The following is a 19,079-nucleotide window of genomic DNA, read 5'->3' on the forward strand; positions in this document are numbered from 1 at the left end:
ACACTAGCTTTTTTATATCAAAGCTAAACTACATTTGTCACTTTTGCTACCGCTTGATCATGTTTTTTCTTGACCTTGAATATATTTCTTGATGGTTGTTTCATTCATTCCAACCATACTTACATAATTTCCAACCAAAAATGACGATTTCCAAATTTATACTCGTCGTTTGTAGAATTAAGTTAGAAACAAAAAAAGCCATTTGTGATAGATTTTTAAATATCCCATAAAACTTGAAACACTTAATTTCGGTGGAATGCTTAAAAGCAAATGCACATAGTTTGGCATCATATGACCTTCCAGAACTTTCCCCCTTTTATACTGACATAACAATCTAATATCATTTTGCAAATCTCGTCGATATTGATTATATATGATTTTTCTTCTATACTTTGGTGTAAAGACGATATGGTATTTGCATAACCATTTTGTATGTTCAAGACTATTTAACCTGTTCGCCAATTTTTAGCGTCCCCTTTCGATTTTTAAATGTTTGGCTTTGACACCTACATTTTAAATCTTATGGGGGCGTTTTGGTTTAACCGTTTGTTTTTCCACCCGCAAAGCAGGTGGTTTTTTGTTTCGCACGCAAGCAAGCTCAACTAGGTCTAAAGACAATAACAAAACCTCCAAAGGTAGATTTTTAAAAATCCACTTTGGAGGTTGATTTAATTTAACTTAATTTTGGAACAACCTTTTCTTACATTTCACTTTAAATTCCATCTGAAAAATCATCATCTTGCTGCAAAGCAAGATTCTTCTTAACAAAAGAACGCGTGCCGACTTTACTCAATCCAATTAATTGTTCCGCCATATCAGCAGCTGAATGTGAATAAGATTTTAACTGCATCCCTACCTCAATCAAAGACCCAATATTACAACCAGCAACTACCGCTGCATCATTATTGTTATCACTGACGACAACTGCTCGTTTAAAGGGTGTCCCACCAAAAAGGTCACAAAAAAATACCGTTTTATCACCATCCGCCAATATCGCCTTAAACTCATTGTCGAGCTCACTTTCACTTTTGCCTTCAGTAAAGTTAACGTATTTAATCTCCTCGATTGGCCCCATTAACAGCTCAACAGTTGATTTGATTCCCTCAGCAAATTTTCCATGACCAGTTACTACTATCTTCATTTTACAAAACTCCTAACCAAGATAAGAAAATTGCTAAAACAAAAGTCATCACAATCAACAAAACTGGACTCGTATTCTTCTTTTTAAGCAGCCAATATAATAAGAACGTATACCCAAGTGGCAAAATATTAGGAAAAATCCGGTCAAAAAATTGTGTTTGGATTGAGATTGAATGACCTGATGCAACATGAATTTTCGTTTTAACCGAAATTGAAACATAAGTTGCAATCAAACCGCCAATAACTGTACAACCCAATATTCCAGCAGCACGAGAAACAATCGCTGAATTTTCACGAATTTTAGTGATTGCTCTTGCACCAGTATTATAACCAATATGAGCAATTGGAATTCTCGCCAAAAACATGAGTACATAGACCATGAAGAAGATTAATGGCCCTAGAATGCTCCCACTTTTAGCAAATGAAGCAGTAATCCCGGCAACAATTGGCAAATTGGCAAAATTGTAAACCACGTAATTGCATCACCAATCCCTGCTAAAGGTCCAAACAACGCAATTCGTAATCCATCAATCGTTGATCTTTTTTCATTATTTTCTTCAAGCGATGCCTCTAATCCCATTAAAAATGGTGCCGCATAATTATTAGTATTGATAAATTGTAAGTTAGCCGTCATCGCCTTAGCTAAACCATCTTTATCTTCTTGATAAACTTTTTTTAGCGTCGGCAGAATTGCCATGGTCCAGCCATCAGCTTGCATTCTTTCATAGTTGAAAGCTGACTGGTTAAAAATTGAGCGAACAGCCATCTTGGTAATATCACGTTGGGTTAATTTTCCCCGCTGCTTTTTGGTTTCTTTAGATTCCATCGCTGCCATCCCCTCCCATGCTACTTTCGTCAATCTTTTCTAATAATTTTTTCTGGTTAGCTTTTTCTTTCTTGTCACGGTAATAAACAATCATTGCTAAAGAAAAACCAATGACCGCCACTGGCATTAAGTTGCTGAACTTAATAAAGCAGGCTGCGGCAAATCCTAATAACAAATATGGTACAAATTCAACTTTAAGCATGCTCTTAAGAAGTAAGCCAAAGCCGACAGCCGGTAAAATATTCCCAGCAATTTTAAATCCATGACTCAACCAAACCGGCATTGAATTTACTAATTCCTTCATTGGAGCTTGGGCACCATAAGCACAAAGAAAAGTTACAATTCCATATGTCAAACCAACAATCAATGTTGGCAACAAGGCCAAGCGGGCAAACTTCTTGGTTTCGGCATTTTTGGCATAAACATCCAACTTTTTGGTAAAAAGTGAAAAAGCTGAGTAGTAAAATAAAATTATATATTGCATTAAAATACTGAATGGTAACGACAAGCCGATTGATGCTGCTGCTGATTTGCCAGTTGTAAAAGCTAAAACAACCGTCATGACGCCGGCTAAAACTGGGTTAGGCGGCTGAGTTCCACCAACCGGAGTCAAACCAGCAAAAGCTAATTCAGTCAAGCCACCAGCAATAATTCCCAGGCGCAAATCACCAAGTATCAATCCGGTAACGGTACAAACAATCATTGGCCGAAAAATATAAAAACCTTCTAACCAAAAATCAATTCCCGCTACGACAGTGAAAATCGAAATTAAAATGCCTTCCATTAATGTAATCTGCACTTTAAATCACATCCCTTATTGATTGCTTCTTATCTTCTGGAACCTCCTGAACATAGACATCTACACCCTGATCAGCCAAAAATAATAAGTCATCTTTGTCTGCTTGATCCATATAGGTATATTTTGTAACTTGTGTTTTACCTTCTGAATAATGCATATTGCCGATGTTCACCTGATCAATTGGTACACCACCTTCAACCAGCCGTCGAACATCCTGTGGCGTTCTAACAACTAAAAAGATTTTCTGACGGGGACTTGCCCGAAAAATATTTTTGATTGTCTTTTCAACTGTCCAAAATCTAATCCCCACTCCCGAAGTTTCAGCCGTTGCGGCCATTAATTGCTGCTGCAATTCATCTTGTGCCGTATCGTCATTAACAACTAACAGTAAGTTTGCGCCAATTGAAGAAGTCCACACAACGCCGACTTGTCCATGAACTAAACGGTTATCGATTCTGGTTAAAACAATTTGTGGTGTATTCATATAAGTAACCTTCCTTAAACTAGATAATGTACATAATTAAATCACCAACTGCGATTGCGTGCCCGTAAAAAGAAATTTTTTCAATTCCTTCATTTCTCTCAAAGCCTCTGAGATACACGTTAACTAACGGATCACCACGACTTAAGTCAAATAATTTCTGTGATTTTTTATCAATTACTCCAGAAACTATCTTTGTTGTGAAACGAGCATTAAAACCAAATTTCTTTCGTAAAAAAGCAAATAAATCGTTATTTAAAATTTCCGATAAATAAATTTTTTGGAAACGATTAAATAACAAGTAACTTTCAAAATAAAAACACGGCTTTTGATCGGCATAGTACATAATTCCAATATTATAAATATATGTGTCTTGACTTAAATTCATGATTCCACGAATTTTCTTCAAAGAACCATCAACAATTAAATCAAAATGAATAACTTTAAAGCCAAAATCAAGACCCATACTCTCAATGATTTTTCGAATGTTTAAGTACTTTAATCCAATGCCATCCTCATCATCATTTGTTTTAACAAAAGATCCTTGGCCTTGCTTTTTGAAAATATATTTTCTCTTTTCGAGTTCTGCCAATGCCCGTCGAACTGTAATGCGACTAACATGATACAAATCACATAACTGATTCTCTGAAGGTAACTTATTTCCTTCAGGAATCGTTCCAGATTCAATTTGATAAATTAAATCATCTAACATTTTTTGATATAGTGGCTGCACGCGCGCCATTAGGATCACCCTAACTTGTTATATATTTATAACAACCACACTTGTATTTAAGCACCATTTTGTCTGGCTGTCAACGCTTTCAGTAAGAGAATAATATTAATAAAATGTATCCACTTGCAAGTATAGTTATCAAACTAATTATGTCATAAAATCTCTGAAAACAATTTCTTTGAAAAATCACTGCTGATTAAAGCCGATTAATACAATCATTCTATATTATTTGAGCTTTTATTTAAACAACTGAAACCTTGAATTGTCAAATTAAGTGCAACACCTTATCAAAATTGACCTCATATGGTGTGCGCCAATCCATACCCTTTTTTGGACGAAACTTACCTCGATGACATAATTTATGAATAGCGCCACGATTTCCGTGACTTAAGCCATGTTTATCAAATAGCTCTATTGGTACAATCTCGAAAAATGAAGATATCGTAAGCATTCAAAATGAGTACGCACAAAAACTAACAAATAAGCTTAAGACTGTTTCTAAGCCTCAAGTTCATAATAGCAGACAGCTGCAAAAATCATTTAGAATAAAAAATTAAAAAAATGACTGTACTCCAATTAAGTTAAAGCTATAATTTGGGATACTGAAGCCTTTTGGGCAAACGGTCAATTATTAGGTGCTTGCTCCCAATTTACAATCTAAGTGCAACAAATAAAAAATATACAAATAAGCCATGGAGGCCTAAACTTAAAGTACTCAATGACTCTAAAGAAAGGACATCCCCATGACTTATAATCCAGGAATAACTATCAAAAAACATTAACAGTAACATTTACCAGAAGAAAGAGGCAAAATTGAAGCCTACTTGAAGGCTAGAAAACTTCAAGTAGATATTGCTAGTTTAATTGGATGCAGCCGCGTACCATTTCTCATGAAATCAAGTGTGATATCAGTTCAACAACTTAACTTTGACTATCTTTTTTTCATGATTTTTTATTTTTTTACAATGAAATTTGACATTGCAACCGCAATAGTAACACCTAAGCCTAATGGTAAAATTGCCGAATAATTCAAATGACTGATCTCAAAAAGCATCATTAAAGCCATCAATGGTGCCTGTTGTGAAGCAGCAAGCAAACTACAACCACCTAAAATACTGCACTGCCAAATAGAAATATTTGGCAAAAATGATTGCAAACTCAATCCCAGTATTGCTCCTAAAGCAGCTCCAACTGCAATTGAAGGCGTAATCGTACCACCCGAAGCCCCACTTTTAATCGTTAAAATCGTTACGATCACTTTTAAAATTGCACCCAATAATAACAACCAGATCAGTTTGCGACTGGTTGTATCAATCGCTAACTGTGCCAACGCACGACCATTACCCATGATCTGCGGAAAGACTAGCGAGATCAAGCCAGTCAAAAAAGCTACGACAGGTAATTGCCATAAAATGCTGTTTTTATTGGTTCGAGCTTGACCCGCTTTTTTAAAAGCATTGCGAAAAAGGCCACCAACTAGTCCACATAAAGGAGCCACAATTATAACTAAAATGAGAAACTTGAATGAAAAATATTGACTGCCAACTCGATAGTATGGTCCGAAGCCTTTCACGAGAGTACCGATCATCATTGAAATTGACGACATCGTTAAACTAACTAAAACAATCTTTTTAGAAACCTTTTTTAACAACATTTCTACACAAAATAACATTCCTGTTAAAGGCGCACTGTAAACTCCAGCAAAACCGGCACCAGCTGCAGCTGCAAGTAATAACTGCTGATCATCTTTTGATAGGTTCAATTTAAGCCGTTGCAAAAGCCGCTCCCATAACTGCGACAGCATCACCCCTGCTTCACGAGGCGCTAGTTCTTTGCCAATCGAGCCACCAGTTCCAACGTAAAAAATCTGTGTCATAACATGAATTGCTGTTTGAATCGGAGGCATTTGCTGACCAGTAAGTGCTTTATTGATTGAAATCGTCGGTTTAAATTTAGTTCTTAAGTACCACCAAATAATAGCTGCTATCATTCCACCTAAAAGGACTGATACTAATCGCTGTTCTGGCAAAACAGTTGTAGCAACTGGTTGCTTAACACTTTCTTGAAAAGCTAGAAAAATCTTTTCGGTCATATCAAGCAAGATACTTAACAATAACGAACTGATCCCAACGATTACTCCTAACATAATAGTAGAAAAAAATAAAATCTGGTTTTCCCTTTGACGTATATTATTCACGCAGACACAACCTAACTTATAAAGAATTGATTTTAGCAAATATTTTAGGAACTAATCGTAATAAGCTCAGATCTGTTGCAGGACCGGCAATCAACGACAAACTGAAATCATGACCATTCAGTCCTATTGGCAATACCACTTGTGGCAAACTTGCTAAACCAGCAATACTTGTCAATTCTTGTGTCTGCTGCCGAATCTTTTCTACTTTTTTGAAAGGCAAATCCTTGCGCAGTGCCTCAGATGATGTTGTTGGAATGATCAGTAATGATTGATTACTTAACTTTGCCGCCATCGCTTCAGCATATTCATTTTTTTGCTGTTCTTCGATTCTCAAAATTTGTTTGTCATTTAGTTGCGAAGCATAACGAAAATGATCAGCAATATCTGGACCAATTTGGTCAAAATGTTGTGTGATCCATGATCCATAATTTTCCCAAACTTGATAACCCTGGAGATCTCGAAATAATTTTTGTAATTTGTCTGGTTGGCAATGCTTGGGAAATTCAAAAAGTCGTACTTGTTGAGCTGATAATTGCAATACTGCAGCTAACTGATAAATCTTAGCCAAATAAGCTTTTTGATCCGCAATTGGTACACCTGTTGTTAAATAATAAAGCTGTGTAGGTATTAATTGCTCTTTTCCTTCATATAAATACTGCCCGACCTGTTGTAAAACTTCCGGAGTGTTAGTTAATAAACCGACAGTGTCAAAGCTAGGTGCTAACGGAGCAACTCCAGTCAACAAATTTAACGTATGGGTAGGTCTAAAACCAAAGATCCCACAATAACTTGCCGGCACCCGAATTGATCCGCCTGTATCAGTCCCAAGCGCAAAGTCAACCAATCCTTGAGCCACTGCAGAAGCTGAACCAGAACTTGAACCACCAGTATAACAAGCTGGATGTTTGGGATTAAGTGGTGCTCCGTAATGAAGATTGCTGCCCTTGATTGAAAACATAAATTCATCACTAACAGTGACTCCCTGCAAAATCGCTCCATGTTTTAGCAATCTAGTAATCGCCAAAGCTGTTTGGTTTGCCGGTTTTTGAATTGCACGCCAAGTTGGATTGCCCAGGCCGGTTTTAAAACCTTTTAACTGAAAAACATCTTTAACTGAAAAAGTCAGACCAGTTAGCGGCCCCTTAATCTTAAAATCCAACTGAAAATCAGGATCAACGTAAGCTGTTTGTTTCGATCCCATGACATTAAAGCCTCCCTTTTTGTGCAAACTCGGTTGCCAGCTGGTGATACATTTTGGCATAAATGTCAGGCCGAAAATCGCTTTTCCCTTGCAATAAAGGATTTGGCTCATAAATATAACGAGATGCTAATGATAAGTCGATCGTTGTCAGATTGATCCTGGACTCATTCGCCTTAGGGTCAGTATAACGACCACCAATATAATAATAGGCTTCTAGGGTATCTTCTCCTGGTCCAACCACACTGCTGCCGCCCCAAAAATCATTGTATAAATCTTTGCCGCCTAAATTAGCAGATGCTACAAAAATACAATCACGAATCACACCAGCTTCAATATTAGCATTTGCCAAATACTTACCGCGAATTTTTGAAGTTGCCGTAATATTTACGTACAAACGGCATCCTTTGGCAGCATAAAAACGCATTAATTCTGGGAAAGTCCAGGTATCATAACAAATTGCACAACCAACTGGTCCCCAAGGTGTTGCAATAATTCTGGGGCTATTTCCCCGAGTAGCCCAGTTTGGCTCCAGTCCTGGAAGATGCATCTTACGGTAACTGCCAATCAAGCCTTCTGGTCCAAAAATTGCCATTGAATTGTAAATTTTGTTAGTCGTTTGATCAATTTCTGGCATACCAACAAAAGCATAAACTTGATATTTTTTGGTAACTTTTTCTATTTCTGCAGTTGCTGGTCCAGGAATCGATTCTGCCAACTTATATTGCATCTTCTCTTCAAAACTTTTTTGTGATTGATCATCATAACCGGTCAGTGCCATTTCTGGCAATAAAACAAAATCGGCACCTCGTTTGGCGCTACTTTCGATCAATCCTAAGATTCGATTTAAATTTTTCTCTTTTTGGCCCCATAAAGCATGAAATGTTATGACAGCAATATTTGCAATGTCTTTCAATTAAAATCAACACCTTCCACTTTTATAAGTTAATGAACTGCTTTTTGTTTCACATCATTAGTTGCAAGAAAAGCGATACCACCAACCAGCAGCAAAATAGCTCCTAAGTAAAAACCAACAGTCATATTACCGAACTGATCTGACAACCACCCAGTGATATAAGGTGCTAAAACAGATCCGGACATACCTATAAAGTTATAAGTTGAAAGTGTAGTTGATAGACGAACTTGACCAGCTTGTTTAGTTACAAATGAAACTAAAATCGGATCAATTGCTAATTTACCCGATAAACCATAAACAATTAATGAGATAATTAAAACAATTCTTGAATGTGTAAAACCAACCAAAAGTAATGAAACTACGGCAAAAGAAATTAAAATCCAAATTAAAGTTTTTGTGTGTTGATATTTATCATACAATTTAGCAAACATCAAAGCTCCTGGAATTGAAGCCCAAGGAACTAGAGAAGAAATAAAACCAACAGATGTTCCTTGAAAACCACGCTCTTCTTCTAAAAATTGGGGCAGCCAAGTTAAAACCACGTAATATGCATATATAGAACAAAAACATAAGAAAAATGCTAAGACTAAATTTCGATTCGTAAAAATATCACGAATTTGATGTGAATTAATATTTTGACTATTTAAATTAACTAATTCTGTTTTCTTAGCTTTCGAATAATGAGTTTCTTTTAAGGTCATGAAAAGCAGACCAACTATCAACGTTGGAATAGATATTATGAAAAACGGAATACTCCAGTGTTGATGATGTTGAAGTACTAAATAGCTCGAAAGAAGATATCCACCTGATGATCCAAATGCCATCCCGCTATTAATAATTGCAGTACCAAGTGTCAACTTAGAAACTGGTATGGTTTCTCCAGATAAAGCATATTGCGGTCCATAATAGCTAGCTTCTCCGATTCCTGCCATTGCTCTTATAATTAAGAAAGTCCCGAAGGCTGTTACAATCCCAGAAAAGAATGTCATAACAGCAAACAAGATAAATCCTAAAGTAATCATAATTCTTCTGCCAACTTTATCTGCTAAAATGCCAAAAGGAACTTGAAACAAAGTATATGCGAGGAAGAAGACACTACTTATCAACCCCAACTGTGCATTATTAAGTTGAAACGTTTTAGCTATCTGCGGCATAACAGGATTTAGGATAGTACGATCTGCATAAATTAAAATCCAACCTAAAAAGCAGAGCACAACAACTTTCCACCAGTAACGCTCTGAGACTTTAGAACCATTAGAACTAGTATCTTGAGTAGATTTGTTAAAGTCTGAGTTCAAAGCACTTTTCATAATATTTGCCTCCTAATCAATTTTTACTTCTCAATAGCATAATGTAATGTTATGTTATATAACATATAATAAGCATCTCCAAAATAATTTAAATGGCAGAGGTGTATAAATATTATTCATTTTTTATCTGCATGTGATAAAACATAACGTGGGAGGCTTTTATCATGATAATTTTGAATGACTTATTGGCAAAGTTACCTCAGAATTCTTATAATTATTTAAATCCTGATGGGGAGAACCACATTATTTCAGAAGTTATGGTTATGGCATCCCCAGATATTAAGAACTGGATAATTCCGAATGAACTGATATTGACAAGTTTTTACGGTCTTGATGCAAACCAAAAAGAAAAATTGATTATCTCTTTAAAAAACCACCAAGCTGGGGGCCTGGTGGTCAAAAAAAATGAATATTTGAAAAAAATACCAACTGAACTAATAGCCTTAAGCCAACACATTGGCTTGCCGTTAATCGAAATCCAGAATATAAAATATCGTGAAATAATAAATTCATTTACTCAATTAAAAATTAACTCAATTCAAGGTATTGAAGCTTACTTAGATCAATATTGGGAGCATATCTTTAGAAAACTGCTGTCAGAGGAACTGACAAACAAAGAAAAAGAGCTACTATTCAACAAATTGTCGATAAAAGAAAAAGATAATCTTCGTTTAATTTCTCTAAGAGATCTCAATTTAAGTTTTAAAATATTCAAAATAATTATTAACACTGTAATTAATTGTGATAGGGACGCTATTCTAGGATTTATCCAAGACAATCTTTATATTTTAATAAATGAGAATAAATACAATTTAATACGTGAACAATTAATCACTATTAAGAATGCTCACTTTATTGCTGGAGATTTATTTCAAATAAACAACTTCATAAAAGCCAAAAATGATTTATCAAATATTAGAAAATTAACTAATTGCTTGAGTTTTCACCAGAACTTTATTAGTTATGAAAATCTTGGAATTAATAAATTATTTATTAGTTTGCCAACAAATACCTTAATAAGGACATTATTGACCAAAAAATTACAAAAATTTTGGCAAGAAAATCCAGATCTTTGTAAATCCCTGAGAACTTATTTTAACTCAAGTCTAAATATCACTATGGCAGCAAAGAAATTGTATATTCATCCCAAAACTTTGACATATCGTTTGCATAAGGTTGAAAAAATATTAACTGTCGACCTAAATAATACAAGTGAAATTGTAAATTTAAACATTTGTCTAAACCTTCTTTATTTGCAAGAAAAAGGATTTTTTGTTGGTTAGGAGGTAGTGTCAATAAAAAATTAAAAAGACGACAGCATCTAAAATTAGGCTAAAGCTATAATTTAGATGCTATCATCTTTTTGGCAAATAATTGTTTATTAGGAGTTTACTAACAACCAACTTTTAGTAATCATCATCTTTCTGGCGTTTTAATTCTTCCAAATATTCTGAAGCCCCCTCGTGATAATCATTGTACTTTTCAACTATGTCGCTGTCTTCACTTTCTGGATCAAGGATCTCAAAATAGCAGGCAGCGTGGAAAACACGACTTTCCCTTCGATAAGCAAAGAAATTAATGATTAGCACATTCGTTTGTTTTTCAACCATAACTTTCAAGGCATTAGTTTTTCCGATAAAATCTGCCCGAAGGAAGCCATCTTCAACAAATTCCTCTGTATCACTCTCACGAACATTGACGACTGGAAAGGAACCCATTTCATTAAATTCACTGGACAAAAACAAGGTCGCATCATACTCTTTTAATTTAAAACAAGTTGCCAACAGTTTGTAACCAGTCTTATCATTTTCAAGAACTGATGGCTGAAATTCTTTTAAATCAACCACGCCGTAATATTGGTCACCTACTTTGAAATTAAAAAGATCTGGATCGTTCCGCAATTCAAGTCTGATCATTTCACGCTGCAAAGCGCTCGGATAAGTTAAAATCAAGACTTTATCCTGATAATAAGCGCTAAAAGCTGCTTCCGGCAATTCCATTTTGAGGAACTTATGGGCAACTGTTAAATTAGTTACATCAAGAAATTCAATTTTCGATTGTTTCATTAAGATTACTTCCTTTCTTTTTGGCTCTATATATTAATACGTAAACTTTTAAAAAGGCGCATTTTTTTTGAAAGTTTTTTTGAAATTAATTAATCGGCATTACATATATAGAAAACCCAAAGGAAATTGAACGGATGAACAAAATTTTAGATCCGGCCTGGAGCATTTTAAGGTTTTTAAAAGAATGCAACTTAAGGTCACCAAATTATTGCTTAGGTCTGATCATTCATCTATGAGTGTATTTTATGGATTACGTTTCTCCGTATCACCAGTACTTAGGATACAAAACCAAACGAAAAATCCAAACAATCCGCTGATTACTACCACTTTTGGGACTGATGAATTAATTCTTGATGCTTTGAATCATCACGTCGGATCATCCTCAGGATCGGCGGCAGCGCAACTAATGATGGCGGAGCTGGTATGGGGAGCTCGTTTACTGACCAAAAACGGACAGCCAATACTGCTTGGCGGCGGCAACTTAAACCAACTTGATCATTTAGATATCTCACAAGTCAATTCGCGGATCGCTAAAACGGAAATCTTGATTGCTTCGGACGTGACCAATCCTTTAACTGGCAAAAACGGTGCTTCAGCGGTTTTTGGCCCGCGATAACCAGATCTTTGATGCAATTTTCTCTTCTCCCGCTGGTGCGAAAAATCTTCAACGAGCATTCGCCGATTCAAAACATGATATTCAACAAACTGCTGAAAATATTGCTCGTTTAATCAAAACTGTCAAACAACATTAAAAAATAGGATATCCGTCAAAGCGTATGTAAACGGCTAATAATCGCTCGCTACAAAAGCCTGCGTATTAAAAGATCCATTTTGATCTGAACAACATTAGGTTTATCTGTCATAAAAACACCTCATCATTTCATCATGATGAGGCAATTTTACTGCCAAAGCGCTGGTGATTAATAGACGGTCGATTATTAGGTGCTTACAATAGTTCAGCATTTTTTGTAGTTGCGAACGATCAGTACCTTTACCAGAAACTTCCCCCTAAAATACTTTGGACACTCCAGTATTTTTTATTGCTCAAGTTGACGTGCTAAATTGTGATCTTAGGTACTAACACGCGCAACCAATTTTAGTCATTTTTCAGAACACATCTGAATCACTTATATGCAATTAGTAATAATGCACTTTCTAGATAGTTACAAAAGGGTACACCGCAAATGTACATTTGTTAACTTTTAATCATTTTGTAGTCGCGTTATAACACTAAATAGATGAAAATTGGCTTTTAAGTTAAATTTTAAAATAAACACTGAAAAAACTGTCATAACTTAATGCTTTTTTCAGTGCTTATTTATTTCTGGAGAATTGTTATATTAATATAGAGAGTAAAAGTAACAATAGTGCAAATGCAAACAAATACGAAAGAAGATTTTATAATGTTGAAAGCTATACAATTGTTTATGGTTCAATCATGGGAATTCATTTTAAATATAATCCAATGGATTAGCATTCATATATCGGTAGGTTGGTTAGCATTCGGATTAACATTGATAACATTTCTAAGAAATAGTCACAAGAAACTAAGGCAATCTTTTGAATACTCCTCAGGAAGTAATGATTTTGAGACGGCTATTGTTGTATATAATGGCAGTGTAGGAACAGAGGCTTCGCAACTGCTAGGGATAATGGTTACAAACAGGAAGTTCTATCTATATCGCAAGTTATTACCATACATCATTAGAACGAAGCTTAGGTTTTACAAGGACAATAATAGTAAGACTATACACACAACAAAGTCTTGGGTATACCATATACTTTCCAAGAACTTTAAAAATCAAGATGAAGATAAAGGGATATACCCTTACCTTGAAATGGTGAATATCCAAAATGGTGATGAAATCACAGAGACAGGTTTTATTCCCATCAAGAGCCACGAAATGAGAACTATCGTTATTCTCAAAGGCCACTTTTTAGACGCAGTTAGGAATCGCCTTATGTGTAATCACAGGTTCTGGTGCAAAAAATTCAGTTTAACTTATTTTGGGTATAATTAGCCTAAAAGGTGAGGCAGATATGATGAAAAATTATTTTAAAGGTCGGCATTTCCAACAAGACATTATTTTGGTAGCTGTTGGTTACTACTTCAGATTTAATTTGAGTTATCGTGATGTCGTTGAGATTTTACGTGATCGTGGAATTACTGTTCATCATACAACGATTATGCGCTGGGTTCATCACTACGGACCATTCTTTCAGGTGTTGTGGCGTCGGCATAAACATTCAGCTTCTCAAAGTTGGCGAGTGGATGAGACTTACATCAAGGTTAAAGGTCAATGGTGCTATTTGTATCGCGCCATTGACAATCAGGGATTAACGCTAGACTTTGAGTTACGTAAACATCGTGATTATCAGTCCGCTTACCATTTCTTGAAACGATTATTAACGACCGATGGTCGTCCCAATTGTTTGGTAACTGACCAATATGGTGGAACTTTAAAAGCCATTAAGCAAGTGATTAAAGACGGCTTATTGGAGAAAGCAAATCATCAATGTTCCAAATATCGCAATAATCTAATTGAGCAAGACCATCAATTCATTAAAAGACATGGGTTTGCTCAGCTGGTTTTCAAACTATCCGAACTGCCGCTAAAACTTTAGCCGGGGTTGAAGTTGTCCATGCGATTCGAAAAGAAACCCGAAGAAATGGTAGTCTCTTCGGGTTTTCAGTAATCGCTGGATTGAAGCAATTATTGATAGCGTAAGCTGTCAATATCCAAGAAAAGTTAGTTAATATGCATTTGTTTTAAATTTTGCACCAGAGCCTTACCATCAATCGTATACTTTTTTGGCATAATTACTTGCCCCCCCACAAGTAAAATTTGTGGCTTATTTAATGTATTAGCAGAAACAGATTGCCCGCGGAAAAATTCCGCAATCAAGCCCTCTAAATTAATTTTTCTATTTAATTTGTATATTTGTCAGAACACAATACCCTATCATTATTATTCGCTACTTAATAAGTAAACCTCATTTTCCCCAATCAATATTCCGCAAATTTTCTAATAAATCATTAAAACTATTTTGACTAATAGTTAGTTTATTACTATATTTAAGTAAATATATTTTCCATTTGCAAGTCACTTTATTATCAACTTTTTCAAAATATTTCCAGATTAGCCCATCAGTATACAGTAAATGCTTTACATATGACATTTGACCAACAATTTGCTTTTCATCATATTTTTTATCTATAAATTTAACTTCTACAAAGCCATATACTTCCCCTTTAGCAGGCTTAAACGAAAAATCTTTTGAAACAACAGCTAAATCAGAAATCCCTGCATCTGTTGTCAATTTCGCATTTCTATTTTTATTGATGCTATTAATAACTACAAGTGATAGGTTTTCAGAATCTATAATATTGTCCAACACATTAAATGCAAGTACTTCAACCCCTGCCTCAATGGGAGCTTTTATTTTTATATCCCTTAATTTTTCTTCATAATATTTATAATTCATCTTTTTCTCCTTTTATTTGAATAAAGTAAAAAAATCATTTTCTAGTTAATTTCATTGGGGTCTAGTAAAAAACTAAATTATCATGTTTATCGTGGATTTGATCAGGTTAAAGACACTTTAGAAATATTTTTCGATTAACGATTTAATTTACACAAAACTCTTGATACTCTCTACAATTTATATTCCTCCGTCACTTCACTCCAATTCTTTTTTAAATATTCCGAAATATTTTGTCGAAATATTTTCCTTGCTTGGTAAGATGAATGGTTAAAGTTTTTTATGGTATCGTTATATTGTCTCAATCCATCTTTGGATATATATTTACTTTGATTATATGGATCTTTGCAAAAAAGAGCATTTATTATAAGTGGTTTTTTATCTCTTGTTTGCTCACAATTTTTTATAGTCCGCAAACATTTCTTATAACTACTCATACCACTTTTAACGATGTCATAATAATTCTCCATGCTATTTTTAACATTCTCCGCATCATTCATCTGATCAAAAGCAAGAAGTTCACATTCTCTTAGCCTACGTAATTCATTATATTTATCAGATATTGTTTTTTGCATTTCTTTGTCCTCATCTTTGACTTCAGCAAAATCATATAAAGAATCCCCCACTACCTCATAAATTAGGTTTGTTAAAGATGTGGACGTAGCCAAAAATAAAGTTGATTGCTCTTCTAATGCATCTAATTTTTGAGTTTTAGTTTTAGTAATAATCTCTATATTATATTTTTTGGCATTTGTATATACTGAAAAGAAGAAAGAATATATGGCAACCACAGATGTGAGAAAAATCCAAGAAAAATGTCTAGAATCAGTAAAAAATAAAAACTCTAAGAGATTTATTTTAGCAGAATATGTTATGCTGCCTATTAAAATCCCACATAACAAAAATGATGTTGCTATCCAGAAAATCGTACTTTTAATATAAATTTTTATTGTTTGTATCATTTCATTTTTCTCCTAAAATTAAATTTGATTCATTCATTTAACTACTCAATATACACGTAGTTCTTAAAGCATTTCTCCAATTCCTTATTCTCAAATTATATACGTATACCTTTTATGGTTGTGTTGCAAAGCTTTTCTAAACCAAGTTTACACTATAATTTTAACTAAATCTACGAAAAATGAGGGAAACGTTATGAAAAATCACTTCAAAGAAAAACAATATGATTCTCGAATTATTATTCGAAGTCATCGGCGTTGACGCCTATCAAGTAGGCACAGTGAATTATAAAATTATTAGCTATCCTTATATAGCTTTTTATGCACTTTTACGACATTCTAGCGGTGTAAGACCACCAAATTTCGGGGCATAGCATTTGTTAGAATAGTAATTAATGTATGAATCAATACCTGTATGTAAACTACGATAACTTTCAAAAGTTGGCTAACGTTTCATGCTTGGTTCCGGTTCTGGAGTGGGTTGCTTGATTTCCGGATTCTGTTTTGTAAACTCATTTAGGTTTTGCTGTGTGCGTTTACTAATTTCTGCCTTAATTGCTGTTAAAGAACTTGTAAGCTTATTTTTTGAATCTTGACTATCTTTAATTTCTTGGTTAATTTTAGCGGCTAAATCTTGATTGCCTGCTTTTTTTGCTTGCTCTAGTTTTATTAGACTAAGTGCATTTTTACTCTCCAGGTCTTTTAAACCAGTATTTAAACTGATGAATTGACTGTTTAACTTCTCAATTGGCATTTTATTGGTTTCTTGCAATTCTTCCTGTAAGCCTAATTTGTTTGTTAAAATATCAGTCATTTCAATAGTCTTATTGCTGATTTTTTGAATTTCACTTAATGCACTATGGATCAAGTCCTTATCTTTAGCCCAGGTGGCAACATAACCTAGTGAATAATCACTTGTATCAACACCAATGTTTTGCATAGCTACATAAGCTACGGCTTCCGCTTGGGTTTCCTGGTATTCTCGTGGACGATTTTTAAACTCTGATGTTAACCCGTGTAGTTGACTATGAGCGTATTCGTGATACAAAGTCTTTAGTTTTAAAGCTGAATCAGGTTCATCTTCACCAATAACAATTTCATTGGTTTTAGGTACAAAATAGCCTTTTGCTCCTTCAAGTTCAGCTAGGGGCTTTTCACTAACTTTGAGATTAGTGTTCTTATTCAAATAATCTTTAAACTCATTAAACAATGCTGTTACATTTTTATGCTCTGCTAAATGTTCTTTGACAAAATCCGTAACATTTAATACACGTTCACCTGTTGTCTGTTTAATATCAAAAACCGGAATGTAACGGTAGCCAACTATTCCTCGTTCGTCTGTTGTATTCAATCGTTTTTGTTCTTCTGGAGTTAGTTTTTTTATGATAGGGGCAGCAATTCGGATTGATTTTGCGCCTTTTTTGACTTGACGGTTAAAATCTGTTTTCCATTTTTTATAACCTGCAACCTCTGACGCTGTTGGGTCTTGCGAGTAAATCAAAGATATGTTCCTAGAACTGTACTGATGAAACTTTGCTAAAGTATCTAAATATTCTTTGAATTTATCACTATCTGTTAAGTCTAAAATTTTTTGTTCAGCATCATCTACAAGCTTTTTCCGCCATGCTTCTGCTTCGGCCTTAGTTGGTTTCATTGTTAAGCCTCCTCTTCCGGAAAATCAATTTCCAACGACTGGTTATTGATTACTTTTAGCTCTTCTTGACCATATAAAGCTATATAATTGCTAGCTACTTTTTGCCAGGCAACTTGTCGATAACGTCCGTCACCGCTAACTTCTTCAATGTATTTAAAATTTTCTTTGCTATCCAAAATAGGTAACTCACTTGCTAAAACTTCTAATTCATTGTTCATTTTATGATCTCCTTTGATTTGCTAATCTCACCCGCTGTTTAGGTTTACTTTGGGGGCTGTAAAAGTGAACCTAAACAGCGGGTTCACCAACCGAAACAACGTGAAGGGCGGTAGGCGTAATTAATTAAAATCAAAACTAATTTTTCCATTTGTTAACTTCAATTTTGCGTCAAACTTCTTACCAGTTTTTTTACTTTCAAAGCCTTTTAATTTGGCGGTTGTACCTTTGGTAATCAATGCTTTAATTGCTGTTTTTCCAATTGCTTTTTCACTCCACTTTTTCGGTAAAGTAAATTTACAAGGCTTTTCGCCTTTATAATTAGTGCAACCATAAAAGCTTCCTTTATCAACAATTTTACCTTGCTTGCAAAGTGGGCAAGTTCCTAATTGGGCTTGCTCATTTGCTTTAGCTTCACTAACTTGTTGTTGCTTGACTTGGCTGGTCAACGACATACTCTGTTCCATTTGTCCTGGTACATCATTAATTATTTTTGTTACAAACTTCTTGATTTGTTCTACGAAATTATCCTTGGTTCTTTTATTTTGACTAATTTGTTTTAATGCTAGTTCCCATTTTGCGGTCATTTCAGGGCTTGTCAATAGAGGTTCTAACTCTACTGCCTTACATAAAGTTATTCCTTTAATAAAATCAAAGTCATTAAAAGGACCGCATATGGATTTAGAAATTTTGAAAACTTCCGCTTACGAATCTTATTATCTTTAAAAAACAGCTACGTCAGCTTAAATTATCATTATTACATCAAAAAAGCCATCCATTCCGCAGAGCAGATAGCTTAATAATCCAGCTATACCAATTTAAATTGCAAGTTAAATGGATAAAACATTTGGGTAAGCACCTAATTTTATAAAAAGCCTCTTGCAATACTAATGAAACAAGTGTAATAAGAGTTTTTGACTTAAACCCGTACACCATTTTTTTAACTAGTTACGGTCATAAACTTTTTTATATTTTTTATTTTTCACCAATCTGCTGCATGAATCCATCCAAGGCTACTTGCCACTGCGGAAACTTGAAGCCCGTCTCTTTCGCCAAATGCATCACCGAATAATGCGGTCGAAACGCAGCCGATGGATATTG

At 34.7% G+C, this 19,079-nt stretch carries 16 protein-coding genes and 5 pseudogenes; 5 read left to right on the forward strand and 16 right to left on the reverse strand.

What is annotated here, in order from left to right; genetic code table 11:
• Nucleotides 1-57: 57 nt before the first annotated feature.
• The 10 genes and pseudogenes from tnpA to KH893_RS05725 form a co-directional block, all read right to left on the reverse strand.
• Nucleotides 58-462, reverse strand: a pseudogene (tnpA, locus tag KH893_RS05680) (IS200/IS605 family transposase).
• Between the two features lie 250 nt (nt 463-712).
• Nucleotides 713-1,141 (reverse strand): PTS sugar transporter subunit IIA, encoded by a 429-nt coding sequence (locus KH893_RS05685; protein WP_281165184.1) that lies wholly within the window; start codon nt 1,139-1,141, stop codon nt 713-715.
• 1 nt (nt 1,142) lies between these two features.
• A pseudogene (gene agaD, locus KH893_RS05690) lies at nt 1,143-1,966 on the reverse strand (PTS galactosamine transporter subunit IID).
• Complete coding sequence (agaC, locus tag KH893_RS05695) at nt 1,956-2,765, reverse strand: PTS galactosamine transporter subunit IIC (RefSeq protein WP_281165185.1); 810 nt, start codon at nt 2,763-2,765, stop codon at nt 1,956-1,958. Before agaC ends, agaD begins: the two are co-directional and overlap by 11 nt.
• Before the next feature lies 1 nt (nt 2,766).
• Nucleotides 2,767-3,249, reverse strand: a complete 483-nt coding sequence (agaB, locus tag KH893_RS05700; RefSeq protein WP_281165186.1) for a PTS galactosamine transporter subunit IIB — start codon at nt 3,247-3,249, stop codon at nt 2,767-2,769.
• 19 nt (nt 3,250-3,268) lie between these two features.
• Nucleotides 3,269-3,988, reverse strand: a complete 720-nt coding sequence (locus KH893_RS05705; RefSeq protein WP_281165187.1) for a GntR family transcriptional regulator — start codon at nt 3,986-3,988, stop codon at nt 3,269-3,271.
• Between the two features lie 943 nt (nt 3,989-4,931).
• On the reverse strand, nt 4,932-6,176 hold the full coding sequence (locus tag KH893_RS05710; protein WP_281165188.1) for a chloride channel protein: 1,245 nt from the start codon (nt 6,174-6,176) through the stop codon (nt 4,932-4,934).
• Between the two features lie 16 nt (nt 6,177-6,192).
• Complete coding sequence (locus tag KH893_RS05715) at nt 6,193-7,377, reverse strand: amidase family protein (RefSeq protein ID WP_281165189.1); 1,185 nt, start codon at nt 7,375-7,377, stop codon at nt 6,193-6,195.
• Between the two features lie 4 nt (nt 7,378-7,381).
• Entirely contained in the window at nt 7,382-8,290 is a 909-nt protein-coding gene (locus KH893_RS05720; RefSeq protein ID WP_281165190.1) for a carbon-nitrogen hydrolase family protein, read from the reverse strand.
• 29 nt (nt 8,291-8,319) lie between these two features.
• Entirely contained in the window at nt 8,320-9,600 is a 1,281-nt protein-coding gene (locus KH893_RS05725; protein WP_281165191.1) for an MFS transporter, read from the reverse strand.
• A 164-nt stretch (nt 9,601-9,764) separates the two neighbouring features.
• Between KH893_RS05725 and KH893_RS05730 the strand changes: the two genes are divergently transcribed.
• Nucleotides 9,765-10,883, forward strand: a complete 1,119-nt coding sequence (locus KH893_RS05730) for a PucR family transcriptional regulator (RefSeq protein WP_281165192.1) — start codon at nt 9,765-9,767, stop codon at nt 10,881-10,883.
• A gap of 123 nt (nt 10,884-11,006) precedes the next feature.
• Here the strand turns inward: KH893_RS05730 and KH893_RS05735 are convergent, their stop codons facing one another.
• Nucleotides 11,007-11,666, reverse strand: a complete 660-nt coding sequence (locus tag KH893_RS05735) for a hypothetical protein (protein WP_281165193.1) — start codon at nt 11,664-11,666, stop codon at nt 11,007-11,009.
• Between the two features lie 184 nt (nt 11,667-11,850).
• Here KH893_RS05735 and KH893_RS05740 point away from each other — a divergent pair, with 184 nt between their 5' ends.
• The 3 genes and pseudogenes from KH893_RS05740 (at nt 11,851) to KH893_RS05745 (ending at nt 14,395) form a co-directional block, all read left to right on the forward strand.
• Nucleotides 11,851-12,282: a glycerate kinase gene (locus KH893_RS05740; RefSeq protein WP_427859927.1), complete on the forward strand. Its 432-nt coding sequence runs from the start codon at nt 11,851-11,853 to the stop codon at nt 12,280-12,282.
• Nucleotides 12,269-12,418: a hypothetical protein gene (locus KH893_RS13060; protein WP_345803725.1), complete on the forward strand. Its 150-nt coding sequence runs from the start codon at nt 12,269-12,271 to the stop codon at nt 12,416-12,418. The genes KH893_RS05740 and KH893_RS13060 overlap by 14 nt, the downstream gene beginning before the upstream one ends.
• A 1,291-nt stretch (nt 12,419-13,709) precedes the next feature.
• Nucleotides 13,710-14,395 (forward strand): annotated as a pseudogene (locus KH893_RS05745) (IS6 family transposase).
• Nucleotides 14,396-14,660: 265 nt separating this feature from the next.
• Here KH893_RS05745 and KH893_RS05750 read toward each other — a convergent pair.
• The 5 genes and pseudogenes from KH893_RS05750 to KH893_RS05770 all read right to left on the reverse strand — a co-directional run.
• Entirely contained in the window at nt 14,661-15,152 is a 492-nt protein-coding gene (locus tag KH893_RS05750; protein WP_281165195.1) for a hypothetical protein, read from the reverse strand.
• 170 nt (nt 15,153-15,322) lie between these two features.
• Entirely contained in the window at nt 15,323-16,111 is a 789-nt protein-coding gene (locus KH893_RS05755; RefSeq protein ID WP_281165196.1) for a hypothetical protein, read from the reverse strand.
• Nucleotides 16,112-16,553: 442 nt separating this feature from the next.
• Complete coding sequence (locus KH893_RS05760; RefSeq protein WP_281165197.1) at nt 16,554-17,762, reverse strand: ArdC-like ssDNA-binding domain-containing protein; 1,209 nt, start codon at nt 17,760-17,762, stop codon at nt 16,554-16,556.
• Nucleotides 17,763-17,764: 2 nt separating this feature from the next.
• Nucleotides 17,765-17,980, reverse strand: coding sequence for a hypothetical protein (locus KH893_RS05765; RefSeq protein ID WP_056991697.1), 216 nt, complete (start codon nt 17,978-17,980; stop codon nt 17,765-17,767).
• 120 nt (nt 17,981-18,100) lie between these two features.
• Nucleotides 18,101-18,619: pseudogene (locus tag KH893_RS05770) on the reverse strand (topoisomerase C-terminal repeat-containing protein); the annotation flags it as partial.
• Nucleotides 18,620-18,622: 3 nt separating this feature from the next.
• Between KH893_RS05770 and KH893_RS05775 the strand changes: the two are divergent.
• Nucleotides 18,623-18,778, forward strand: a pseudogene (locus tag KH893_RS05775) (transposase); the annotation flags it as partial.
• Between the last annotated feature and the right edge of the window lie 301 nt (nt 18,779-19,079).

Origin of the sequence: Liquorilactobacillus sicerae, assembly GCF_029916425.1 — a bacterium.
GTDB lineage: Bacteria > Bacillota > Bacilli > Lactobacillales > Lactobacillaceae > Liquorilactobacillus > Liquorilactobacillus sicerae.